We start from the raw sequence: 23452 nt of genomic DNA, 5'->3' as shown, positions 1-23452 counted from the left end.
GAGGGCAAGAGCCAGGAGATCTTCCGCTTCGACGGGGGTATCAGCGAGTTCTGCGAGTACCTGGCGCAGGACAAGGCGGTGTGTGATGTGCTGCGGCTGACGGGGACGGGCATCTTCAAGGAGACCGTCCCGGTCCTCGACGACCGCGGGCATATGACCCCCACGGAGGTCACCCGGGAGCTCGGCGTGGACATCGCCCTACGCTGGGGCACCGGCTACGACAGCAACGTCAGATCCTTCGTCAACATCATCGCCACCCCCAAGGGCGGCACCCACATCTCCGGCTTCGAGCGCTCGGTCACCAAGACGATGAACGAGGTACTGCGCTCGGCCAAGATGCTGCGCGTCGCCGAGGACGACATCGTCAAGGACGACGCCCTGGAAGGCCTGACCGCGGTCGTCACCGTCCGCCTCGCCGAACCCCAGTTCGAAGGCCAGACCAAGGAGATCCTCGGCACATCAGCGGCCAACAGAATCGTCGCCCACGTCGTGGCCAGGGAACTGAAAACCTTCCTCACCTCCACCAAACGCGACGCCAAGGCACAGGCCCGCGCGGTACTGGAAAAGGCCGTCGCCGCCGCACGCACCCGAATCGCCGCACGCCAACACAAGGAAGCCCAGCGCCGCAAGACCGCACTGGAGACCTCCTCGCTCCCCGCGAAACTCGCCGACTGCCGCAGCGACGACGTCGAGCGCAGCGAACTCTTCATCGTCGAAGGCGACTCCGCCCTCGGCACCGCCAAGCTCGCCCGCAACAGCGAGTTCCAAGCGCTACTCCCCATCCGCGGCAAGATCCTCAACGTCCAGAAGTCCTCCGTCTCCGACATGCTCAAGAACAACGAGTGCGGCGCGATCATCCAGGTCATAGGAGCCGGCTCCGGGCGCACCTTCGACATCGACGCCGCCCGCTACGGCAAGATCGTCCTCCTCGTCGACGCCGATGTGGACGGCGCCCACATCCGCTGCCTGCTCCTCACCCTCTTCCAGCGCTACATGCGCCCGATGGTCGAGGCGGGCCGGGTCTTCGCCGCCGTGCCCCCCCTGCACCGCATCGAACTCGTCCAGCCCAAGAAGGGCCAGGACAAGTACGTCTACACCTACTCGGACAACGAACTACGCCAGACCCTGCTGGAGTACCAGCGCAAGAACATCCGCTACAAGGACTCGATCCAGCGCTACAAGGGACTCGGCGAGATGGACGCCGACCAACTCGCCGAGACCACCATGGACCCCCGACACCGCACCCTGCGCCGGATCAACATCGGCGACCTGGACTCGGCCGAATCGGTCTTCGACCTCCTCATGGGCAACGAAGTCGCGCCCCGCAAGGAGTTCATCACCAGCTCCGCCGCCACCCTCGACCGCTCACGGATCGACACCTGAGCCATCACCCGGCGACGGGCAGCGCCACACCGTCGCCACCCAACAGATACCCCGACATCGCTCCCGAGCTGCGTCGATTCACCTCGGATCCCCTGGCGCGACACAGCTCGGCTTTTCGCTCGGCCCCGGCCGTCGCGCCAAGATCAGTCGAGGATCCGGCCGCCGTGGTAGCGCAGTTCGTACACCAGGGTGCCGTCGGCGGTGGCGATGTGTTCGATACCCCGGAAGCGGTTCACCTCGCCCACGGTCTCGTCGACATAGGTCAGTCCACCGGCCGTGTGGCGGAATCCACCGAGGAACCGGCCCTCTGCGTACAGCGCGGTCAGTGCCGCTTTGATGGTCTCGCCCGCGGTGAAGGCGTCTATGCCGTCGGTGAGTAGGTAACCGTAGTAGTTCATGCCCCAGATCGGGCGGTCTGCCCCGTGCACGGTCTCCTGGCCGAGGAAGTCCGTACCGCCGAAGTAGCTGTCCCGGTAGACCAGGTCGCCCTCCCGGTACTCCAGGTCGTGCGACGCGGTGCGGATGGGAGCGACCTTGCCCGCGCCCCCCACGTAGGTGGCGGACTTGGCCCGGACGATGAACGACTCCAGGGCGACCGAGGTGAGTGTCAGCGTTTCCATGCCTGGATTTCTAGCAGCCGGGTCTGACAGTGATGGAGCACGCGGCATCACCGAGGGTCTGACCGCGGGTGCGGTGCCGCACCGGTCGACCTGTGCGTGGAGCCGGGTGCGGCCGTGCTGTCACCCGGAGCCTTCCTTCCCGTCGGCTGTGCCACCCGGGACCTGCCCGTGGCGGTCGACAACGGCGGTCACGACGGCAAGGGACCTCGTCACCGTGTCCTCGCTGGTGACCCTGCCGTCGATGCTTCCCCCCGCGGGGAGGACGGTGCGCACTCCGCGGAACTCGAACGTCGTCGGATCGAGCAGCACCCCCTCCCGCTGGGAGGTCTGTTCACTCATGGCAGGTCCGTACACGACCAGGGCTGGTCGCCCCATCAGGTCCTTGACGGGTACCCGTGAGATGGCGACACCGGGGATCTCCTGGAGTGCGCGGAAAATCGAGGCGTGCGCCTTCAGGGGGATGTGATCGACCTCCCTGAGGGCCCGGAGGACTCCGGCATAGTCGAAATCCGCTTGTTTCCCGCTCGACGGTGTCTCATCGCTCGGAATGCGCTCTCTCAGGGCTTTGAGGAGCCTCACCGGGTCATCGGGGAGTCCTGCGACCTTGCTGCGCAGACTCTTCGGCGATCCGAACATCGCCGGATCGCTGCTGAGTCTGATCTTGTCGCCGGGCTCCTTGTGGTATTGCCGCCCGCTGCTGTAGTTCGTCCACTCCTCGTAGACGATCAAGGGGGACACCGTGCGCACCTGGCCGTTCCCCTTCTCCGTCGTGGGGTCGCGGCCCTCGGCGAAGGTGAGGTTCGTCTGGGCGATGACCGTTCTCCGGTAGATCCACTGGTCATCCCTCGGCTCGCTCACCACCCGGTCCGCGCTCCCCGCCGTCGACCCGCCCCCGGGCGACAGAAGCTGTGCCGTCAGCACGGCGGCCACCGTCACCGCCGCCGCGCCCAGTGCGGCGGCCGCCCGGCCCCGCCACCACTGCGGCCGGGGCGCGGAGATCCCGTCCAGCACCCGCTGGTGGGACGGGGCGAGCCTGGCCCGATCGGGGGTCGGTGCGTCGGAGCGCAGCCGCCGGACCGCTGTCATGTCGTCATCCACAGTCGGCTGCCTCCTGGAGTTCGTAGTCGTACGCCCGCGTCGGGTCCTCGCCGAGAGCCGCCCTCACCTTTCTGCGAGCCCGGTTGAGCCGGGAGCGGACCGTCCCCACCGGGATGGAGAGCGCCTCGGCGACCTCCTGATAGGTGAGGTCCGCCCAGGCGATCAGCAGCAGCACATGCCGGTCACCCGCCGACAGCCCGGCCAGGGCCCCTGCCAGCGGACCCTGCGCGGCCTGGGCCGCGACCCGGCTGTCGCTGCGTTCGGTCCAGGACTCCGAGATCGGATCGCAGCCTGTGCGGGCCAGCGCGCGCAGACCCCGCAGTTCCGTGCGCCGGTGCCTGCCGATCAGGTTGGCTGCTATGCCGTACAGCCAGGGACGGGCGCTCGGGCGACTGAGGTCGTAGTGCCGACGGCTGCGGAACGCGGTCAGGAAGGTGTCCGCGGTGATGTCGTCGGCTGCCGCCTCCCCGAGCCGCCGGGTCGCATAGCGGTGGATCTCGGGCGCGTGGCGGGGGAAGAGTTGACCAAAGGCTTCCGGCCGTTCCAAGGACTCCGCGATGAGTAAGACGTCATCCGGCGGCTCTGGTGGGCCGAGGGGATCGGACGGTCCCGGTGGGCCGTTCACAAGGTCTCCGCATCTGCCGTCGTGGGAGTGGGTACACCCCCTCTTGCCCGAACCCCCGCCCCGGGTTCACGGCGGCCCGCGCCGGAGCCCCACCGGTCCGGCGCGGGCCACTCATGAGCCACGACCGACTGGCCCGTCCGGCAGAGGTCCGCGCTCGCGGCCTACGCGTAGTACGGGCGTACGGAAATGGCCTGTCCGGGACTGGCCCATCGGCGGCCACCATGGGGCCCGGTCGCCAGAACACGCGGTCCTTCGTGGTCTCCCACGCGCGCACAGACCACTTCCCACCGAGCACACCGAGCACACCGAGTCCGCCGAGCTGGGCGGACCCGGCTGCCCGAACCGGCCCTGCCACCTCATCAGGGATCACATCGCCGGGTGCGTGACCGGACCGAGTCGGGGCCACGGCGTGAGTGAAGTGCTTCGGGGTCGTCCAACACACCTCAGACGCGCGGGAGGGTGGCCGGAGTGTCCGAGAACGTACTCCAAAAAGCAGCACGCGCTTCCTCGAAGGAAATGCCACGAACACCCTTCGAATCCAGGGGGCACATGTCGGCGAACCGGTGGACGGCTTCCAGAAGGTCTGGGCGCGAGAGCTCGTATGACCGCAGCAGAATGCTGTCGCGTCCATGGCGCTGAACCGAACTCACCATGGGCAGGACCTCGCACCACAATGACCAACTGGAGTCGGCCTCGTGGGTGATGCGTGGCAGGCGCCAGGACCCGCTGGCGGTGCCCGCGGCAGCGCCGTCGCAGGACGGATCGTGGCCGAGGTAGCGAATGTCGGAGATCCGGAAGACCGCCGCCGCACCCACACACAGGGGGCACGGTGCCAGCGAGGTGACGAGCGTGCACCCAGGCGCGCGGACCCCTCCCAGGCTGTAGAGGGCGTTGATCTCAGCGTGGGCGAGCGGTGACCCGCTGAGTGTCAGGCTGCCACCCCTGGTGTCGAAGATCTGGTTGCGACCGGAACCGACGACGGTCATGTCCGAATCCACCACGACCGCGCCGATCCCGTGGTTGCCGGCGGCGAAGGACGTCCAGGCTCTTCGCAGCACCTGGCGAAGTGTCTCGTCCGACGGGAAGTCATTCATCCGCTTGCCGTGTCCTTTCCGCGTCCCAGGTGAGGATGTCGTCACGCACCCGGGCGCCGAACAGGACAATGCTGTCATGGACGTGTTCCGGGGAGAGGTTGCCGAACTGCGTCTGCAGGCCGAGTGTGCCGACCGGATGGCGGCGCAGAAGAGTGCGTATCTGCTCCACCGCCGTCCCTGGCGACCCGCAGATCAGGCCGCCGTAGGCGATGCGATCCTCCACCGAGTCGAAGCGACGGCCCAGAAGGTGTGCGGACTCCTTGTAGTACTGGCCCGCGAGTGCTTGTTTCTGGGCCTCGAACGATCCGGTCAGGCAGGTGTGCTGGTAACGCAATGCCTCGGTGGCCAGTTTCTGGGCCGCTGTGTCCGAGCCCGCTATCACACAGGGAACGTTGAGGGCGAAACGGTCGCGTCCCGGTGACCACCCGTCCGCTGCTGCCTGTCTCAGGTAGATCGTGCGGCTGGTCTCGAAGTGGTCCAGCACCGCTGCGTCACGTACGAAGATCTCCGCCATGATCGCGCGGCGTCTCGCCGCCATCCGTACGCCCTCCGCCGACTTGGAGGACAACACGATCTCCGGTCGTCGTTGCACGGGACGTGGCCAGATGGACACCGACGGGAAGGAGAAGTGCTCGCCCTGCCAGGCGAAGGGCTCAGGGCGCTCCCATGCGGCGATCACCAGGTCGATCGCCTCGTAGAGGACTTCGCGGGAGTTGGCGATGTCCACTCCGTAGGCGGCGTAGTTCTGCGGCACTCCTCTGGGGAAGCCTGCGACCAGCCGCCCACCGGAGAGCACATCGATCATCGCGTACTCCTCCGCCACCCTGACCGGGTTCAGCAGCGGCAGCGGGTTTCCAAGCACCGCGATGCCCGCCCGACGTGTCTGGGCCGCGACGACGGCGAGGAGTTGGGTGGGATTCGGCACCATGCCGTAGGCGTTCATATGTTCCTCGCCCATGCCCAGCCAGTCGAAGCCCGCGTTCTCCGCGGCGACCATGTGCGCCAGGGTGTCCCGCAGGACCTCGCCGGCGCGGTCGGGGTCGCAGGCCTGGTTGGGATGGGGGAAGGTGCCCAACGGCTCGGTCAGATCGGGCCATGGCGCGGAGGTGTAGTGGAGGAATTTCACGGAAGCAGCCCCTGGGCCCGGGTGATCAGGGCACTGGCTGTCACCGGTCTGCGTCTGAGTCGGGCGATCTCGTCGCACCGTCGCCACGCGCTCGCGGAACCGTTGTGCAGCCGCTTTGAGTTGATCAGGATGCTGTGCAGGTATCCGTAGTACTCGGCGGCGGCTTCCCGCGCCTCTGAGGCCGTGGGACAGTGGCCCGCTTCTTTGATGTAGCAGGTCACCAGCTTCTCCCTCTCGCCCTCTGAGGCACAGAGCAGTTGCTCGGCCCACATGACGTCCAGCCACCGTGAACCGGTCGTGCAGTCCCCGGCATCGATCAGGTGGAGGATCCCGTCAGGCGTCCGGCACAGGTTGAAGACGTCCATCGCACAACTGATCAGGCGCGCTGATTCGGAGTCCTGTGGGCCCCGCGCGTGCAGCGCCGCGAGAAACCTGGCTGCTCGCGGGATCAGCGACTCCCTCTCCGACTCCCCGATGTCCCGCACCATGTCCCCGTCGATCCACGGCGTCGTCATCGTCAACGACGCGCTGGACACGACCCCCGGTACGCGCACGCCGTCATCCTCACTGGGTGCTTCGCGGTGGAACCGCTCGACCAGAGCGGCCCGCTCGGTGCTGTCGAACACGCGGATCTTGAGGCTTCGCCGAGATCGGAGCAGCACCCGGAATACGGGCGTCGCACTCGACACCCCTACCGGGAGGATCCGGGCCGCGTCCTCGACCCTCGTCGCCGTACCGGTCTCGATCAGCCGGTTGAGACGGTCCACGGCCGCGGTCATGATGCGGGCGGGGTCCTCTCGACGCCACAGCAGGATCCGGGCGTCGTCAGCGACGGCCATGGGGTCGTCGTCCACGTGCAGTGCGATCGCCAGTTCCTCGGCGACAGCGGCTTTGGGCCGGTCGCCGGAGCTGAAGATGGTGCATTCCCCCAACTCCGGTATGTGCTGGGCCAGCCACTGCCTGATCGCGGGACGGTGGCCGGGAGGTCGCGCGGTAAGAATCACCACATCAGCGAAACAGTCGAGTAGTGCCGCCAGTTGCCGTACTCCCGGTCGCGGTCCGGCGGCGGCCACAGATCTCGGCGACCTGAAGAAGACGTGCGGGTTGATACCTCGTAGGTCCAGCTCGCCGTGGTTGGTGAGGACGCCGTCGAAGTCCAGGGATACCTTCAAGCCCATCGCTCCCATGCTCGCAGTACGGCGTCTGCCGTAGCCTCCGGCGTGACGTTCGCCGTGGGTAGCTGAACGAGTTGCCAGACCAGGCTCTCCGCGTTCGGACAGCCCACCGCCCATCGCGCTGTGCGCGGTTTCGCATAGCCGACGGAGTAGCGATAGGTGACGGGATCGGTACTGATCCCCTCGGCCGCCAACGCCAGGTGGAAGGAACGCCACTCGGTCGCATCCGGCAGTGAGATGACGAGGTTGTAGCCGTTCGGTGTGCCGTGCGTGTCGAGTTCTTGCACGGGCAGTCGCTCCAGTAGAGCCATGGTGTCGCCCGCGGCCTGCCGGCGCGCCGCGACCTTGTGATCGAGTTGGCCGAGCCGGGCCAGTCCAATGGCCGCGGTGAACGCCGATGGCTTGTAGTTGCGGCCGTCATGGACGCCGTCCAGGTCGGCGAGCCGGCAGTAGCTACGGATGGAACGGGCCAGCGTCGGTGAGTCCGTGAGGATGAATCCGCCCTCGCCGGTACTCAGCATCTTCATGTGGTGGGTGGAGAAGCATCCGGCGCTCCCGTGGGTGCCGACATGGTGCCCATCGGTCGTCAGTGCCCCATGGGCGTGGGACGCGTCCTCGACCAGGGGGATCTTCGCTTGCGCCAAGGCGCGGTGCATCCGGGCCTGTTGGAGGGGGTAGCCCCACAGCGGCACCTCCACGGCCGCGACCACGCTGTCGTCCACTGCGGGTACGACCTGATCGGGGTCCATCGCCGGGCTGCGCGGCAGACAGTCGACGAACTTCGGCGCCGCGCCGGTGGCCAGGATGGGCATCAGCGTGGGCAGGGGCGCTGCCGCCGACACGAGCACGCGCTTGCCCGGCCGGGCGCCGAGGGCGACCAGGGTCGCCTCGATCGCCGCGCTGCCCGAGCTCACCGCCACCGCGTGAGCGGTGCCGAAGTACGCCGCGAGTTCTGACTCGTACCGGGCGACGAGGTCCGACTTGCCCGACTGGTTGAGACTGCTCAGCGCCAACTCCAGGGCTTCCCGCTCGTTCACAGCGCGCGCCCGCCGTCGGCGTTCGCGTAGTTCAGCAGGATCTTCAGCGGGGGTCTGTCACCGGTGAGGCGGCGGTACGCCGCCTGGGCCGAGGCGAACGGCATGACATCCGAGATGAGGCTCTCGACATCCAGTGCTCCCGTGGACAGCAAGTGCGCGGATTCGGCGTTCAGCCGGTCGAGGTCCCAGAGCGGCGCCGCTCGGTGGGCGCAGCCGTTCACCGTCATGGATGAGAGCAGTGTGACGCGGTTTCGATGGAACTCGTGGCCGAGGAACAAGCCAGCGTCCTGGTTGCCGTAGGACGACACGATGACTACCCGCCCACCGGGTCGGACGGAGCGGACTGCCACATCGAGTGCCTCGTAGCGGCCGGACGCCTCGACCGCGAAGTCAATGTCCGCGGCCAGGAGTTTCACGGAGTGGGCCACTTCTTCCTGGGATCCGTGGACTGGTTCGGCGCCGAAGCGGACGGCGAGTTCCATCCGGCGGAGGTCCGGGTCGACCGCGATCACCCGGCGTACTCCCGCCAGCCTCAGCAGTTGCACGGTGAGCAGCCCGACCACGCCCATCCCGGTGACGAGTGCGACGTCGCCGATCAGGGGGGTGGCGTCATGCACTGCCCCGAGCGCCACCCTGGTCAGGGCGAAAACGCTGAAGACCTGAGGACTGACCGCATCAGGTATGCGGAAGTGCGGCGGCATCGTCCGGCTGTCCAACAGATGAGTGGTTTGGTGGGGCGCATCCAGCCAGTACCTCGCGCCAAGGGGGAAACCACTGGCCTCTGGTCCCACCTGGACGACTCTCGCCACATTTTCGTAACCAAGGGCCATCGGGTAGGGGCTTTTCGCCGGCGAGCGCGGAGCGAGCAGTCTGAGGTCCGCATCCCAGGTGTAGAAGAATTTGGGCGCCTGCCCGCTGTACGCCATCAGCTCTGTGCCATGGCTGATGGCCGAGTACAGCGATTCCAGCCGAACACCGTAAGTGTCGATTTCGCCGGCGCTATACGGTTGTAAACGGATCGTTTCGGCAGCCGTCAACATCACACGTAACGGCACAGATTACCTCCTGCTAGGCATGCTGGTCGTCCATGGCACTACCCAGCGGAGGAGGCGCGCAGTCGCGGGGCACCCGCCCCTGGCTTTCACCCGTGTGCAACCCGGTGCCGAGCGGCCTCTGGGGGAGGGGTATCGGGCCGCGCCCGTTCCCCTTCCCCCGCCGTTGGCCGATCCCACCTGGCGGACCGGGCCGACGGCAGCCAGCCACCTTTACGCAACCACCGGTTGAAGCCTGCCGGGAGCGAGGTGCCCGGTTGCCATCGCGGCCCGGACCGGGTCGGTCAGGTCGCCGAGTCGGCGAGGAGCGTCATTGCCAGTGCCTGCGTCTGCGCGTCCGCCTTCTCCGGGCTGCCGGTGCCGAACGGCGGTTCGGGGTCGTACTCCAGCGCCAACTCCATCGCCCGGCCGACCCGTTCGTCCGAGAGCCGTGCGGCGAGATGCAGACCCATATCGATTCCGGCCGAGACGCCGGCCGCCGTGATGATCTTTCAGGACTCGACGAAACGCCCCGGTGTGTAGATCGCCCCGACCTCCTTCAGATAGGGCCGGGAAGCCCAGTACGTGGTGGCGGGCCGCCCGCGCAGCAGTCCGGCGGCACCGAGGATCAGCGAACCGGTGCAGATCGAGGTGGTCCAGGTGCTGTACCGGTGCACTCGGCGGATCCAGTCGAGGATGCGGGCGTCCGCCATACTGGCCGTCGTCCCACGCTGGCCGCCGCCCGGTACCACCAGGACATCGGGGCGGTGGACCTGGCGCAGGGACTTCGCCGCGGCGATCCCCAGTTCGCCGGTGTCCGTCCGGACCAGCCCGGCCTCGACGGCCACCGTGGTCACCCGTACGCCGGGTACCCGGCAGAGCGCTTCGTACGGCCCCACCGCGTCCAGCGCGGTGAACCCGTCGTACAGCAGCACCGCCACCTCCACCTGCCCGGGCTTGCGGCTCCCGTCGGCCCTCGCCGCCGCCGGCGCCGCTGACACGCTGGTGGCGATCCCCGCGCCCACTGTCACCCCCGCGGCTGTCCGCAGCACCCCGCGGCGGCTGTGTTCCTGCCTGTCACTCATCCCTCTGCCCTCTCGCTCGCCTTTTGCCTGGTGCTTCAGGAGTCGGCGCGGACCCCGGCCGGGTTCCCGGGCGAATCCGCCTCCCGATCCACGCCGCCTGCCGGCGCCCGCATCTGGGCCGTCTGCCGGACCCGGTGTTTCAGCCGCGTGGTCCCTGCAAGCGCGGGGCCTACCGTTGCTGGTCGCTCCTCTGCGGGCTAGCGCGGGCGGGTGGGATGCGGGAGCCGGTCGTCGGCGGAACTCACTGCCCCTCCTGCCCTCCGGCACGGGCTGCCCGCTGTGTTCGCCGCCGCCTCGGGCGGACTCCCGGTCCCTCCTGGGCGCGCCCGGCCGACGCCGCTGCCCCAGTGGCGGGAGCGCTGTTCGGCTCCGCCGGTCTCGATCCTGACGGGGAAGCGTCCCGGCGCCACGCCCCGCGTTGTCATACCTGGGTCATACGCTTCTTCCATGAGTGTCTCCCTTTACTACAGCGCGCAGCGCGCGACACCCCTGACCGATGCCGAGTCGGCCTCCGTCGCGCGCATCGTCGCCGCGCGCACGGCGTCGTTCCCGTACGACGACGAGGAAAGCCTGTACCTGTACGACCGGGATGCGGACGCACCGCAGGAGATCGTGGACGGGTCCACCAAGATGCCGTTCGATCCCGCTCGTCTGATGCCGGTGATCGCCCATGTGTTGGATTCCGTTGCGGAACTGCGCCGGGCCATACCGGACGCGGAGTGGCGCGTACACCTGGACGACCTCGACGTCCCATGGGACGAAACCGAGGGGTACACCCTGCCCGGGATGCGCGACGCGGCCCTGATCGCGGAGCTCAAGGCGGTCCGCGACGGGGAAGGGGACAGCGCGATGAGGTAGGAGAGCCGCCCTGCGCCTCCCCGAGTCCCCCCTTCATCCGGGCGGCCCGACACTCTGCGATCAACGTCCTGACCGCAGATCAAGAAGCGCTGTCCGGGTGTTCGCTCGAAGGGGCGCGGACAGGTTCGACGGCGTTCGATGGAGCAGAGGACACAACGGCGCCTCCACTGCTCGACAGCGCGCTCGCGCACATCGATTGCGCCTTCCACCGCCGCATCGTCGGGGATCACTTCATCGTCGTCGGACGGGTCAGCTCATGGGCACAGTCCAATGACACCCTTCCGCTCCCAACTTCCAGAGCTCGTTTCGCACCCTCGTCAGGCGAAACGACCAGGGCATCGACGTCGGCACGAGTCGGGCTGCATTTTTGGGCGGCATTTCGGCTTGGCCGAAACAGCGTGGCACCGGGCACCGACGTCGGCTAAAAAGTCCAAATTTTCCCAGAACGAGCACGAACACCGCTTCGGTGGGAAGAGTTGCAGCTCCGACGATCCACGAACGCCTCCTGTCCGAATTTTCTCACTGGAGGTGGCGTAGTCAGGAAAGGCAGTCTTGCCCTGCTGCTGGTTCAATCGCATGCTTCATGAGGTCGAGTCGCGGTGGGGCGATGCAGCATCAACGGGTGGAGGCTGGGAGTCCGAGGTTTTTCCAACTCCCTTCTGAGCGCCATTGCGTTGCCTTCTCGCGTCCGACAACGCAAGGCGAACCATGAGTCCATGGCGAATGACTGAAGGGACGTGTGGAAATCTGTGGGTACTGGATACACTCCCACTCAAGGTCTGAAGAACGCTGAACTTGCGAATGATCCGGTTGGCTCCACGGTAAGCCCAGCTGTGCGTCTTGTGGTCTCCGCGCTGCAGGCACAGGTCCGGGAGGCTAATCAACTACTGGGTGAGACATACGAGATACTATCCCATCCGCAGGGGATTTTCGATCCGAAGGTTCAGTCTGCGGTTCTTGCGAAAATGGCCAGGAACACGGTACCGCGCTGGCATTTCGCCATGCTCAATGATGTGGAGCGGAACAGCGCGCTGAACGCGGCGCTGCACGCGCAGATCCCGGCCGGATCGGTGGTCCTTGACATAGGCACCGGAACCGGTCTGTTGGCCATGGGCGCTGTGAAGGCCGGTGCTTCGCATGTCTACACATGCGAAGAGAACCCGTTGCTGGCGGAAATCGCTCGCCAGATCGTCGCGGAACACGGCATGTCGGATTCCATCACGGTTCTGAACAAGCGGTCGACACAACTGGTGGTCGGACGCGATCTCACCCGCAAGGTCGATGTCTTGGTTTCCGAGATCGTCGACTGCGGTCTGATCGGCGAAGGACTGCTGCCCTCGGTGAGGCACGCTCGCGAGCATTTGCTGGCTTCGGATGGAGTCATGATGCCGGTCGCGGCCCGCCTGTATGGACGATTGGTGAATGGCGCGGCGTTGATGAATCTGAACCGGGCGGGCCAAGCCAACGGTTTCGACGTCTCCCTGATCAATTCCGCGGCCACGCAAGGGCACTTCCCGCTGCGTCTTCAGACCTGGCCCCATCTCATGCTGTCCGAAGCCGTCGAGCTCGCGGCCTTCGATCTGCGATCGGGGCCGCTGGAGCCGGGTGGGCGCACCTTGGCGATCCTGGCGACCGCGGATGGCGAGGCACAGGCCCTTGCCACCTGGTTCGAACTCGATCTCGGCGGGGACATAACGCTGAGCAATTCCCCCGAAAATACCTCGTCTCACTGGATGCAGGCGCTGATCCCCTTGGAGAAGCCGGCACCGGTGGTTGCTGGCGGCACCTGCAGCGTCGAGCTGCGCTGGAGTGACTACAGCCTCACCGCGTCCTGAAATTCCCGGACGGACGGTCACATCTCTCCCCACGAAAGGCACTCAGACACATGAGTCACGCTTCCTTCCCCTATGCGCCGTTCGAGCTGCGCGGTGACGCACTGCGTGATGCGGTTGTGCGGTATGCGAGTAACCCGATCTATCTCGACAACGAGGAGTGGGAGAACGGAGACAATCCCTACCGGCGCCAGCTGCGTCCACAGGTGCTGCGCTACCTCGATTTCGATCGTCTGCCGGGGCGGGACCGGATTCTGGAATACAGCAGTCTGGCCGCGCAGCGGGTACTCACCAGTGTGTACGAAGCCGATCTGATGTTTCTGCCGAAGAACGGGTTGAAAGACAAATGGGAGGACTTCCAGCAGTTCTACAGTTCCACCAACCGTGTCCTTGGAGAAACGATACGGCCCGCGCTTGAACGGTTCGCTTTCGGGTTTCTCGACCAGGAGGTCGAGGTTTCCGGAAAGTGGTCATTGGAGAGTTTCAATGAGTACATCGAGTCGTTGAATGCCGACGCATCGGCACCTGCATCGCTCTCTGAGGAGGCTATTTCCTCCTCCTCGGACCGCGAGCGCGCAGCACGCATGTGGCTGATCCAGTTTGCGCCTGATTTTCTGTCCGAGGCATCTCCGATGCTGCGCAATGTCCTTGGCCACTACGGTGCTCCACAGTCTGAATGGTTCAAGATCATAATTGATGAGTACGGGTACGGTGTACACGACACGAAGCACAGTCAGTTATTCGAGAGAACAATGGAATCGGTCGATCTCCAGTCGGATGTCCACCGGTACTGGCAGTACTATCTCGGAAGCAGTCTCATGATGAACAACTACTTCCACTACCTGGGGAAGAACCATGAGCTGTTCTTTCGCTATGTGGGTGCGCTCTACTACACCGAAGCCACACTGGTGGACTTCTGCCGACGGGCGGCTGACCTGCTCACCGAGGTCTTTGACGGTCGAGCGGACGTGCGGTACTTCACGGAACACGTTCACATCGATCAGCATCACGGTCGGATGGCACTCGACAAGCTGATCCTGCCGCTCATCGAAGCCCATGGCGAAGCCATCATCCCGGAGATAGTCCGCGGCATCGAAGAGTACCGCGTGATCCAGGACATCACGGATAAGGATTTCGCAGCCCAGATTCGCTGGATGGACAAGGGGCCAGAGTACAAGAAGCTCCACACCCCCGTTTGGGAAGCAATCTCCAGTGGCCGTGTCACCGCACCGCTCGCCGACATCGTCGAACCGTACGGCGAGCTTTCCAACACGCATAGCCACGAGGGCGATGAGCTGTGCCACATAGTTTCCGGCACGATGAAATTCGTCAGCGGATTCGACTCGCATCAGATCCTGCACGCTGGCGAGGGTACCGTCATCGAAAGGAACCGCCTGCACGGGGCGATCATCGAATCCGATGAGTGCGTATATCAGATTCATTCGGTGGGGGACTACACCCAGTGCCTGTAGTGACGTTCTCGACAGCGGGCCGAGGTAACTGCGTGACCGTGGCAGGCATGCCGTACGTGTATGCCCGCACCGCCCAAGGGGCATTCGTCATGCCGGCCCGCTGCCCGCATCGCGGCGGCCCTCTCCATCTGGCCCGCATCGGTCCCAACGGTCGGCAGTTGGTGTGCCCATGGCATGAGCGTGGAGTGTCACTCAGCCGACTACGCCAGGAGGTACCAGCGGTTCGACGCGGAGATCTGGTCACCGCGGTCTTCGCTGGCGCATTCGACACGGGTGCCGAACCCCAGGTCGAGTACCGGCCGCTGTCCCCTGATCTGTCCATCTGCTGACGCACGCGGTGTCCGGGCCGGAACAACCCGGACACCGCGCTGTCGCCCACCGCATCGGCTCCCCCCTGGATGTCCGTTCAGCAGACCACCGACACCGAGAGACATACGGATGATCACTGGGCTGTTCCTGACGACCTCGCTCGCCGTGATCGTCACACCGGGCCCGGACGCGGCCCTCGTCACCCATCTGGTGTTGCGTACGGGCGCGTGGCAGCAGGCCACGGCTGCCGCGGTCGGCATGATAGGCGCCGGTGCCGGACACGCCGTGGCCGCGCTCAGCGGTGCGTCCATGCTGGTGACCCAGGTCCCCGTGCTGTTCACCGCCTTGGTGTGGGCGGGGGCGGCCTTGCTGTTCGTCCTCGGTGTGAAGGCCCTGCAAGGTGCCGTCCGGCCGCCGCGCGCCACGGTCCCCAACGCACCCGAGCCAACTCCGACCGAGCCGCCGCGCACTGTCTGGCGATGTGTCGCACTGGGGCTGTTGTCCACCGGTGGCAACCCCAAAGTCGGACTGTTCTTCCTCGCCTACCTCCCCCAGTTCGTCCCTGCCGGAGCTGCTTACGGCCGCAGCCTCGCCATGCTGGCCGCGGTCTACCTCGTGCTGGGCACACTGTGGCTGGCGTTCCTCATCACAGCGGTTCACCTCTTCGCCCGCCGGGTGCGCAGGAGGGGCCCGGGAGGCGCCGCGAACGCGATGGTCCCGCGCGTGGCGAACGCGGTTGGGGGCATGGTGTTCATCGCGCTGGCCGTTCGGCTGCTGTGGCAGGGGTAACCAGTAGATTCTCTGGCGTGACAGGCGCGGCGCTTTCCAGTGCCAGCAGGAAGCGTTTCGCGGGCAACCCGCCCGCGTACCCGGTCAACCCCCGGGAACCAACAACCCGGTGGCAGGGCAGGATCACACAGACCGGATTGGCTGCGAGTGCCCCGCCCACCGCACGCGCGGCCTTCGGCCGCAACAGCTTCGTCGCGATTTCCGTGTATGTCGCGGTGTGCCCGTAGGACACGAACGCCTGCAACGACAACATCACCTCTTGGCTGAAAGGAGTCGCCGCGCGCAGGTCGACCGGAACCGTGAAGGACGACCGCTCCCGCCGGAGGTAGCTGTCGATCTCGCTACGGGCCTGCGACAGCAGGCGGGCCTGGGAAGGCGTGAAACCGCCGGCATTCTCGATCAACTCCCGTGCCAGGGGTCCCAGTCGCCTACGAGCCTGCTCCAGCGGCGCGGGCACGCAGTACAGGATCGCCTCGTCAGAAGCGCCCAAGGCCACGGGCCCCAGTGGAGTGCGGTGGACGGTGAGGGCCACGGTGCCGGCTGGCAGGCTTCTGGAGTTCAACGGACTCTCCTTCGACGGCGATGAATTCCGGCCCATCCGGTCACGCGGCGGCTGGCCGGCAGCTCTTGCAGGGCCGGTAGCCCGCCTGACGGGCGGAGTGAGCGGAACGGAAGGGAACTTGGTGCAAGGTGGTGATCCGGCGCGCATGGGCACATGTCGGGTGGCAGTAGATACGGGTGGTGTCACTGCCGAGGTAGAGCGTGTGCTGCCGGGCCAGGGAATCCAGATGGTCCGCTTCGATGCCCTCGGCCGCCCTCAACTCGTCACTCACGGCCGGGCCATAGGCGGTGTCGCACGGTCGGCCGTTGTCGTAGGCGACCCGATGGCAGGGGATGATCAGCTGGAGCGGGTTGCGGAGAACGGCGGCGACGACTGCGGCCCGGTCCGGCAGCGTTGCCTCCCGCGCGATCCAGGAGACCGGCCGCATCTGTCCGCGGGGGATGGTGCGCACCACGGCCAGGGCGGCCTGCTCCGATGCGGAAAGCGGAGACAGATCGAGGCTGAGCTGCTTGGCCCGGCCGGTTCGCAGCGCTGTGCGCACCCCCGTGGGCGCTATGGTGGTGCGGACCGCGGTCCTGCCGGTACGGGCCCGGTAGTACGCCTCGAAATCCTCTGGCCCTGGCGTCACGATACCCAGAGCAGCACAGGTCAGCATGGTGCCATCGCTGGCCACGTACAGCCCTCCGCCGGGGGCGTCGAGCAGGGCGTAGACATCGTAGGCGCGGGGCGGGACTCCCGCGCGGCGCAGGATCGAGAGGGCGAAGTCCGCAGGCGCTTGCTCAGACGGGGCCGGATCGGCGAGTTCGGAGAGAGAGTCGGCCATCGCGGCGTCGTGCCACTCGGCCGCGTCCCCGCCGTGTTCCTTGTTCACATTGTCACCTCCTTTGACGACTGCTCCTGAGGGATGAGCAGGGCGCGCAGGCCCGTCAGGCCCCGGGACACCTGGGCCTTGACGGTACCCACAGGGCAGTCCTGCACCTCGGCGATCTCCGCGTAGCTCATTCCCGCCACGTGCCGCAGCACGATGGCCACCCGGTAGCGCTCCGGCAGCTGTACGAGGGCGTCGACGAGGACCTTGCGGTCCGCCGAGGTCAGCGCTCGCTCATCCGGCCCGGGCCGGTCATCCGGCCAGATGTCACCAGCACCCTCCACCCGGCCCGCTGAGACAGGGCGGCGGCTCTTGTTGCGTATGTCGTTTCGCCAGACGTTGGTGGCGATACTCATCAGCCACGCCCTCGGCCGCAGTGCCCGGCGGCGCGCGGGTGAGTAGTTCTGCAGAGCTACGTAGGCGCGCAGGAAGGTGTCCTGCGTCAGGTCCTCTGCCTCTGCGGTCGCCCCGGTGAGGCGGAGAAGGTAGGTACGGATTCCCGTTGCCTGTGCCTGGACCAACTCGGCGAACCCCTGGTCCAGATCCGCGGCCAGGCGTTCGGGCAGCGCTCCTGCCATCTCACCCATCTCGTCCATGGCTACGGGAGCGTCGCCGCGGTGCCGGTGGCCGCCCTCGTCCGGCTGCCTCGTTGCGCCGCCACCGCTGAGAGTACGGATAACGCGGCCGAGGTGCCGAGCACCGCCTCCAGCGCACGGGCCGCCGATTCCACCGACCCTCCATCCGCCAGGAACAGGTAGCAGCCGCCCAGGGCGGCGACCCCCAGCGCTCCGGACAGCTGTGCGTTCGTACTGATGACTCCGGACAGGTCGGCCGCGTAGCGGTCCGGTAGCGCGAACGTCATCTGCCCGATCAGGGCATTGGAACTGATGCCCAGTCCGAGTCCGCCGATGCCCAGCAGCACGAACAGGGCGGGCCCGGTGCGGTGGCCTGTGGCCAGGTAGATCCATACGGCGGTGTACCCGACGGCCAGGACCATACAGCCCAGTGCCGGCATCGCTGCCCGGTGCCGCTCAGGCACGCGGGCCAGCAGCGGGCCGGCGAGCCCGAAGGCGGCCACCCACGAGACCATGGCCAGTCCCGCGTAGGCGGGTCCCCGGCCCAGACCTTCCTGGAGATAGATGGCCAGGACGAACAGAAGCGCGAAGTAGGTCATCGTGGTGACGCCGTGGGCCGCCAGCGACCAGCGGACGGCTGGTTCACGGATCACTTCATCGGCGATCAGCGGCCGTCCTCCCAGAGCGGAACGACGGCGTTGGCCCCATCGGAAGGCAACCGCCACCGGAACACTGGCGGCCAGGCACGCCCATGTCCAGGCGGGCCAACCCTCATCAGTGCCCAGCAACAACGGGACGATCAGCAGCAGAACGGCTGTCGAGAGGAGCAGCATCCCTCGCACGTCGACATCCTCCGCGCTGTCCTGGGTCTTCTCGCTCCCATCGGGCGGCATGGACCGTAGCGTCGCCCAGATGAGCAGCAGCCCCGCCGGTACGTTGATCAGGAAGATCGGGCGCCAACTGGTGCCGAACAGGTCAGCGGCGATCAGCACGCCCCCCAGGGCCTGGCCGGCCACTGCCCCGCCGGACAGCGCGATCGCGTAGTACCCCAGGGCCTTGATCCGCTGATGCCCCGTGAAGTGCAGCTGGATTCCGCTCAGTACCTGGGGCACCATCAGCGCGGCGCCGATTCCCTGCAGAACTCTGGCCACGATCAGTACCACCACGTCAGGGGCCAGCGCGCAGGCCAACGACGCGACGGTGAAGACGGCGAGACCGGCCAGGAAGATCCGCCGATGGCCGTGGCTGGCGCCCAGTCGTGCGCCTGCCACGAGCAGGACGGCGTACGCGACCACATAGCTGGAGACCACGAGACCCGCCTGCCCACCGGAGGCGTTGAGGCTGTCCTGGATCGCGGGCGCGGCGATATTGGCGATCGCGGTGTCGATATTGGCAATGAACTGGGCAGCCAGCAGTACCGCAAGGAGCCGCCACCGATGGACGGCTGCGACGGAGGACTCACCGCCCGGGCCGCCGGGCTGCGGCACCGCGGCGTCCTTCGCGGTGCTGCCGCTGCCCGGATGGGAGTGCCTGCTTGGCATGGTGAGGTCTCTCCTTGAGAAGCGATCAGGCAGTCGTCATGGGCAGCGGTGGCCAACTGATTCCGGCGAGGTCGGGCACGATCAGGTCGGCCGCGGCAATTGCCTCGGCGGTGTGCGTCGTAGTCAGCGCCACGCACGCGAGTCCTGCCGCCTTGGCCGCGGCGATACCGGCCGGGGCGTCCTCGAACGCCACCGCCCGCGCCGGCTCAACGCCCAACGCCGCACATCCGGCCAAGAAGCCTTCGGGGTGCGGCTTTCCCTGGGTTACGTCCTCCGCGGTGATCACCGCGGTGAAGAGGCCCGCGCCGCCCACGAGGTCCAGGAGCGCGCGGGCGTGCTCGCGCAGACCGGAGGTGACCACGGCCATCGGCACGCCCTCAGCGTGCAACTTCTTCACCAGCACATCGGCGCCCGGAACAGGGAAGGGCGGCGGGATGTCGGGGCTGCCGAGGTAGCCGACGGCCTCATCGAAGAGCTCGTTGACGGTACTGCCGGGGAATCGGTGCACATGGTCGCCCAGCGCCTCCTGGCCCCGCCGCCCGACGAAGGTGGCCAGCAGCGCGGCGTCGACTTCCAAGCCATGGGCGTGGAATAGGCGAGTCCAGGCAGCACGGCTGCGGTGCTCGGTTTCGACCAGTGTGCCGTCGAGGTCGAAGAGAGCGGCACCGATCGGTGCGGCGCTGGGAGGAGAGATGCCAGCCATCAGGGGTAACCATCCTTGATCAGGGTTTTCCACGGCAGGTACACGGGGCGGGGCGAAGGGCGCACCGCCGCCTTCACCGCGTTGCCAGCGATGGGTCGAGTTCCTGGTAGAGGTGCTGCCAGGGAAGGTGTTCCTGGCAGGCGGCCGCGCCGCGGACGACGGCCGCGTCGTTATGGCGCCGCGCCGCGATCTGCATGCCCACCGGAACACCGTTGGCCGACCGGCCTACCGGCACCGTAGCCGCCGGGCTGCCGATCAGGTTGAAGGGGCTCGTCATCGACCAGCCGACATACTCGTCGACGTCCTGGCCGGCGACCTGACGAGGGCCGACCGTGGTTCGGGTGGTGTCGTTGGGAATGCCCGCCACACAGTTCACGGGACTGACCACAAGGTCGAAAGCGTCGAAGAGGTCCTCGAAAGCATCCAGGATCTGGGTCCGAACCAGGTCACCGAGGCGGAAGTCCACCGCGCTCAACGCGGCCCCGACTCGTACGCTCTCCAGATACCCCGGGTCGACCACCTGGCCCTGCTCACCCAGGAGGTCAATGCCCTGCCCCCGACTGACCTCGGCGGACTCCGCGTGGCACAGCGACAGATAGCGGCGCCACATCGCGGTCAGCTCGGCGTGCGGCAGCGGCAGGCGGAAGTCCACCTCCACGATCTCGGCCCCGGCCTCCTTCAGAGCGGGTAGCGCGGAGCGCACCACCGCCTCGACCTCCGGCTCGACGGGGTATCCGCCGAGATCGGGAATGTAGGCGACGCGCATCCCGGCCAGCGATGGCGCCAGAGCCTCAGCCAGCGCCTCATTCACCGGGAAGGAGTACGGATCCCGCGGATGCGGCCCGGACATCAGGTCAAGGCCCAGGACCGCGTCCTCCACGGTCCTGGCCAACGGCGCGTAGCAGACCATGGGGTTGAGACGGCGGAAGGCGTTGGGCCGAGCCGGTACCGCCACCCGGCCGAACGTCGTCATCATGGTGAACACACCGCAGAACGCGCCCGGTACCCGCAGCGAGCCGCCGGCATCGGAGCCCTGTGCCAGAGGCACCATGCCGGTGGCGACGGCCGCCGCGCTGCCGCCCGACGACCCGCCAGCGTTCATCGCCAGGTTGAACGGCGTGGACGCCGGCCCGGACAGGGAACTGTCCGTGGTCGCCTTGAAGCCGAACTCCGGTGTGTTCGTCTTGCCCACCACGATCGCGCCAGCTTCCACCAGCCGTTCGACACACAGGATCGTCTCCTGCGCCAGGTCCTCCGCGAACAGCCGGGATCCGCGGGTAAGACGAACCCCCGCCACCGGATCGAGGTCCTTGACTCCGATCGGTATGCCATGCAGCGGGCCCAACTCGCCCCCGGACATCACCGCCCGCTCAGCCTCCTTCGCGGAGGCCAGTGCCTTGTCCGCACATACGGTGACGAAGGCGTTCACCGCGGGGTTGAGCTGCTCAATCCGCTCCAGACTGGACCGCACCACCTCTACCGGCGACACGGCCCGGCTACGGATCAGCTCTGTGAGCTGCACCGCGGTCAGCGACCGGAGGTCATCCATGGCTCTCCCCTTGTTCGAAATCCCACGTCCACCAGCATCGCGGCCGATGCCCGCTGGGCCACCCGACCGCTCACTGATACGTACTCGTCTCTTGGAACACCGAGTGAGGTCAGCGGGTTGCATCGCTGACACGGCTGACACGGCTGACACGGCTGACACGGCTGACACGGCTGACACGGCTGGGCGGCCCGGTACGACGGCGCTACACCGGCGCGTCCAGTCGCAACTGCTCCTCCAGCCGCCGCACCGCCTTGTAGTCCGCCCACAGCTGCTCCCGGTCCTCGTGCGCCAGGACGATGAAGCCGAGGGACAGCGTGTTCAGTAGATCCTGGGTGACCCCGATGTGCTGACCGTTGCGCACCTGGACGGCCGCATGGTGCAGGGACGGCAACGTCTCGACGGCGTCAAAGACCTCGGCGTTGCGCACCACCCCGGCAGAGCGGCTGATCAGAAACACCACCAGCATGTGCCGCAGCAACGCGTAGCCCGCCGGGATACCGTCCGCGCCCTTCTCCCTGACAGCCCGCACCGTACGGTCGATCTGACTGTCACCCGTGGCGTGGCGGCAGAACGGCGGCTGACCACCGCCGTGCGGCCTCGCGTTCAGCTCAATGAGCCGCGGGCCGGCGTCCGTGAGCATGATCTCGACGTGTGCCGCGCCGAAACGCATGCCCACCGCGTCCAAGACCCCCGCGGTGTAGTCGACGAGTCCCGGCACTACCGGATCATCAGGAGCCAGCCACTCCATGGAGTCGTACACCGCCATGTGTACCCCGTTGTCGACCTTGCTGTAGCGGGTGACATCGGTGACCGTGTGCCGGCCGTCACAGCTGAAGGTGTCCACCACGAACTCGGTGCCCGTGACGTACTCCATCACCAGCATCTGATCGTTGACCACACCCCACTGATTCGGGTAGCCCAACTGGGCACCGAACGCCTCCCGCCAGCCCGTTCCCCGAGCGAGACGCATCACGCCGTCCGTACTCGCACTACGTGGCGGCTTGATCACCAGGTCACGCCCGGCGAGGCCTTCCCGCGCGATCCACGCCGCGACATCCTCTGCCCGATCGGTGCAGATCTGGGCGATGGTAGGCAGCCCGGCCGCCGCCACCGCCCTCGCCATGGCGCCCTTGTCACGCCGGGCCGACGTCAGGGCCGGCACGTTCGCCTTCCGCGGAACCACCTGCGCCGCAAGCAGATCGGCCAACTCCACCCCGGGGTCGGAGCCGGCGATGACGCATTGCGGATCCAAGGCGCGCAAACGGGCGACGAGGTCCGGAAGGTCGCCCTGGTAGTGGATCACCTCGTCGAAGTCCTCCGGGCGCCACGTACCGGCGTAGGTCTCCAAGACCTCAGAACGGGACAGGACGGCGACGGTCGGTATCCCGGCGGAGTGAAACGCGGGCGCGAAGTAGGTACCGGAGGAGTAGGGATCAACAATGACTGCGGGGCTGCGGACTACCCCGCCGGGGGGATTGCCGACTGCCTCGGGACGTGGAGCGGTCAGCGACGATCCTGCGTCCCCATGGGATGAGCGAGCCTGGGTCATACCAGATGAACACCAACGCCTCCGCAGCGGTTGCCGATCACCCACGTACCCCCGCAGAGGTCCTGGCCAGGGCCGGAACGATGCCCTTGGCTGTGGCCGCGCCCAGCTTCCGTCGAGTGCGCTGGCCGGGTAGCGCTCGCCATGGGCCACCGACTGCTTCAAGGGGCGCTCTCGGGTGCACCAGGCAACCCGACGGCGCTCGGTGGGGTTTCAAGAGCAGGAGCGGCCCAGACGGGAAAGAACAGCAGAAAGGTAGACAACTCACTCCCAAGGGATTCGGAGATGCCACCACAGCAGCGGATAGACACACCGAGATCGGAGCGAAGCCCCTCCTGGCGCGTGGGGAACGGCTGAGTACGGGGGCGGCCGACATCCGATGCCGTCGTCACCGGCCTGACCGGTGGAAATCAGCGACTCCAAGGCTTGACCGGCGTGGTGGTCCTCGCAGCTCACCCGCTGGCCAGCGGATAGGGGGCGGGCACGCCAGCCCACCTGGAGTCGAGGATGTCCAGCTCCCCGCATCCGGGGTGATGTAGAGCCCGACCAGGCCCCAGGCACGCACAGCACCCGC

At 67.1% G+C, this 23452-nt stretch carries 22 protein-coding genes and 1 pseudogene; 7 read left to right on the top strand and 16 right to left on the bottom strand.

Annotation, left to right across the window (positions count from 1 at the left end; translation table 11 throughout):
- The coding region (locus tag NBG84_RS08755) for a toprim domain-containing protein (RefSeq protein WP_250918723.1) at nt 1-1383 on the top strand (1383 nt) is incomplete at its 5' end.
- A gap of 143 nt (nt 1384-1526) precedes the next feature.
- Here the strand turns inward: NBG84_RS08755 and NBG84_RS08750 are convergent.
- From NBG84_RS08750 to NBG84_RS08710, 9 genes and pseudogenes are all read right to left on the bottom strand, one after another.
- Entirely contained in the window at nt 1527-2003 is a 477-nt protein-coding gene (locus NBG84_RS08750; RefSeq protein WP_250918722.1) for a DUF5680 domain-containing protein, read from the bottom strand.
- A 120-nt stretch (nt 2004-2123) separates the two neighbouring features.
- Entirely contained in the window at nt 2124-3101 is a 978-nt protein-coding gene (locus NBG84_RS08745) for a hypothetical protein (protein ID WP_250918721.1), read from the bottom strand.
- A complete protein-coding gene (locus NBG84_RS08740; RefSeq protein WP_250918720.1) occupies nt 3094-3726 on the bottom strand; it encodes an RNA polymerase sigma factor in 633 nt (210 codons plus the stop codon). Before NBG84_RS08740 ends, NBG84_RS08745 begins: the two co-directional genes overlap by 8 nt.
- A 443-nt stretch (nt 3727-4169) precedes the next feature.
- On the bottom strand, nt 4170-4820 hold the full coding sequence (locus NBG84_RS08735) for a deaminase (protein WP_250918719.1): 651 nt from the start codon (nt 4818-4820) through the stop codon (nt 4170-4172).
- Nucleotides 4813-5946 carry an LLM class flavin-dependent oxidoreductase gene (locus NBG84_RS08730; RefSeq protein WP_250918718.1) on the bottom strand — a complete coding sequence of 378 codons (1134 nt, stop codon included), beginning with the start codon at nt 5944-5946 and terminating at the stop codon, nt 4813-4815. Before NBG84_RS08730 ends, NBG84_RS08735 begins: the two co-directional genes overlap by 8 nt.
- A complete protein-coding gene (locus NBG84_RS08725) occupies nt 5943-7124 on the bottom strand; it encodes a hypothetical protein (protein WP_250918717.1) in 1182 nt (393 codons plus the stop codon). Before NBG84_RS08725 ends, NBG84_RS08730 begins: the two co-directional genes overlap by 4 nt.
- Nucleotides 7115-8158 (bottom strand): DegT/DnrJ/EryC1/StrS family aminotransferase, encoded by a 1044-nt coding sequence (locus tag NBG84_RS08720; RefSeq protein WP_250918716.1) that lies wholly within the window; start codon nt 8156-8158, stop codon nt 7115-7117. Before NBG84_RS08720 ends, NBG84_RS08725 begins: the two co-directional genes overlap by 10 nt.
- The gene (locus NBG84_RS41050; RefSeq protein WP_250918715.1) at nt 8155-9213 is read right to left on the bottom strand and encodes a zinc-dependent alcohol dehydrogenase; all 1059 of its coding nucleotides are present in this window, start codon (nt 9211-9213) and stop codon (nt 8155-8157) included. The genes NBG84_RS08720 and NBG84_RS41050 overlap by 4 nt, the downstream gene beginning before the upstream one ends.
- Nucleotides 9214-9494: 281 nt before the next feature.
- Nucleotides 9495-10274: pseudogene (locus tag NBG84_RS08710) on the bottom strand (DJ-1/PfpI family protein).
- A gap of 447 nt (nt 10275-10721) precedes the next feature.
- Between NBG84_RS08710 and NBG84_RS08705 the strand changes: the two are divergent.
- The 6 genes from NBG84_RS08705 (at nt 10722) to NBG84_RS08680 (ending at nt 15534) form a co-directional block, all read left to right on the top strand.
- On the top strand, nt 10722-11132 hold the full coding sequence (locus NBG84_RS08705) for a hypothetical protein (protein WP_250918714.1): 411 nt from the start codon (nt 10722-10724) through the stop codon (nt 11130-11132).
- Nucleotides 11027-11557, top strand: coding sequence for a flavin reductase family protein (locus NBG84_RS08700; protein WP_250918713.1), 531 nt, complete (start codon nt 11027-11029; stop codon nt 11555-11557). Before NBG84_RS08705 ends, NBG84_RS08700 begins: the two co-directional genes overlap by 106 nt.
- A gap of 408 nt (nt 11558-11965) precedes the next feature.
- Nucleotides 11966-12967, top strand: coding sequence for a class I SAM-dependent methyltransferase (locus tag NBG84_RS08695; RefSeq protein ID WP_250918712.1), 1002 nt, complete (start codon nt 11966-11968; stop codon nt 12965-12967).
- 50 nt (nt 12968-13017) lie between these two features.
- Complete coding sequence (locus tag NBG84_RS08690; protein ID WP_250918711.1) at nt 13018-14436, top strand: iron-containing redox enzyme family protein; 1419 nt, start codon at nt 13018-13020, stop codon at nt 14434-14436.
- A complete protein-coding gene (locus NBG84_RS08685; protein WP_308312033.1) occupies nt 14388-14765 on the top strand; it encodes a Rieske (2Fe-2S) protein in 378 nt (125 codons plus the stop codon). Before NBG84_RS08690 ends, NBG84_RS08685 begins: the two co-directional genes overlap by 49 nt.
- A gap of 109 nt (nt 14766-14874) precedes the next feature.
- Nucleotides 14875-15534, top strand: a complete 660-nt coding sequence (locus NBG84_RS08680; protein ID WP_250918709.1) for a LysE family translocator — start codon at nt 14875-14877, stop codon at nt 15532-15534.
- Here the strand turns inward: NBG84_RS08680 and NBG84_RS08675 are convergent.
- From NBG84_RS08675 to NBG84_RS08645, 7 genes are all read right to left on the bottom strand, one after another.
- A complete protein-coding gene (locus NBG84_RS08675; RefSeq protein ID WP_250918708.1) occupies nt 15497-16096 on the bottom strand; it encodes a methylated-DNA--[protein]-cysteine S-methyltransferase in 600 nt (199 codons plus the stop codon). The genes NBG84_RS08680 and NBG84_RS08675 overlap by 38 nt on opposite strands.
- 40 nt (nt 16097-16136) lie before the next feature.
- The gene (locus NBG84_RS08670) at nt 16137-16967 is read right to left on the bottom strand and encodes an MGMT family protein (RefSeq protein WP_250918707.1); all 831 of its coding nucleotides are present in this window, start codon (nt 16965-16967) and stop codon (nt 16137-16139) included.
- Nucleotides 16964-17560 (bottom strand): RNA polymerase sigma factor, encoded by a 597-nt coding sequence (locus tag NBG84_RS08665; RefSeq protein WP_308312032.1) that lies wholly within the window; start codon nt 17558-17560, stop codon nt 16964-16966. Before NBG84_RS08665 ends, NBG84_RS08670 begins: the two co-directional genes overlap by 4 nt.
- Before the next feature lie 2 nt (nt 17561-17562).
- Nucleotides 17563-19080: an MFS transporter gene (locus NBG84_RS08660; RefSeq protein WP_250918706.1), complete on the bottom strand. Its 1518-nt coding sequence runs from the start codon at nt 19078-19080 to the stop codon at nt 17563-17565.
- A 25-nt stretch (nt 19081-19105) separates the two neighbouring features.
- Nucleotides 19106-19783, bottom strand: coding sequence for an HAD family hydrolase (locus NBG84_RS08655; protein WP_250918705.1), 678 nt, complete (start codon nt 19781-19783; stop codon nt 19106-19108).
- Nucleotides 19784-19856: 73 nt separating this feature from the next.
- Nucleotides 19857-21332: an amidase gene (locus NBG84_RS08650; protein ID WP_250918704.1), complete on the bottom strand. Its 1476-nt coding sequence runs from the start codon at nt 21330-21332 to the stop codon at nt 19857-19859.
- Nucleotides 21333-21534: 202 nt separating this feature from the next.
- Nucleotides 21535-22881 carry an ATP-grasp domain-containing protein gene (locus NBG84_RS08645; protein ID WP_250918703.1) on the bottom strand — a complete coding sequence of 449 codons (1347 nt, stop codon included), beginning with the start codon at nt 22879-22881 and terminating at the stop codon, nt 21535-21537.
- Nucleotides 22882-23452 lie beyond the last annotated feature (571 nt).

The sequence above is a fragment of the Streptomyces albipurpureus genome (assembly GCF_023701525.1).
GTDB classification, from domain to species: domain Bacteria; phylum Actinomycetota; class Actinomycetes; order Streptomycetales; family Streptomycetaceae; genus Streptomyces; species Streptomyces albipurpureus.
This window is presented reverse-complemented; position numbering and strand designations above follow the sequence as displayed.

Coding starts and splice junctions, on each gene's coding strand:
- NBG84_RS08750 (WP_250918722.1), bottom strand. CDS start 2,003: ATGGAAACGCTGACACTCACCTCGGTCGCCCTGGAGTCGTTCATCGTC.
- NBG84_RS08735 (WP_250918719.1), bottom strand. CDS start 4,820: ATGAATGACTTCCCGTCGGACGAGACACTTCGCCAGGTGCTGCGAAGA.
- NBG84_RS08725 (WP_250918717.1), bottom strand. CDS start 7,124: ATGGGCTTGAAGGTATCCCTGGACTTCGACGGCGTCCTCACCAACCAC.
- NBG84_RS08705 (WP_250918714.1), top strand. CDS start 10,722: ATGAGTGTCTCCCTTTACTACAGCGCGCAGCGCGCGACACCCCTGACC.
- NBG84_RS08700 (WP_250918713.1), top strand. CDS start 11,027: ATGGGACGAAACCGAGGGGTACACCCTGCCCGGGATGCGCGACGCGGC.
- NBG84_RS08690 (WP_250918711.1), top strand. CDS start 13,018: ATGAGTCACGCTTCCTTCCCCTATGCGCCGTTCGAGCTGCGCGGTGAC.
- NBG84_RS08680 (WP_250918709.1), top strand. CDS start 14,875: ATGATCACTGGGCTGTTCCTGACGACCTCGCTCGCCGTGATCGTCACA.
- NBG84_RS08665 (WP_308312032.1), bottom strand. CDS start 17,560: ATGGACGAGATGGGTGAGATGGCAGGAGCGCTGCCCGAACGCCTGGCC.
- NBG84_RS08660 (WP_250918706.1), bottom strand. CDS start 19,080: ATGCCAAGCAGGCACTCCCATCCGGGCAGCGGCAGCACCGCGAAGGAC.
- NBG84_RS08655 (WP_250918705.1), bottom strand. CDS start 19,783: ATGGCTGGCATCTCTCCTCCCAGCGCCGCACCGATCGGTGCCGCTCTC.
- NBG84_RS08650 (WP_250918704.1), bottom strand. CDS start 21,332: ATGGATGACCTCCGGTCGCTGACCGCGGTGCAGCTCACAGAGCTGATC.
- NBG84_RS08645 (WP_250918703.1), bottom strand. CDS start 22,881: ATGACCCAGGCTCGCTCATCCCATGGGGACGCAGGATCGTCGCTGACC.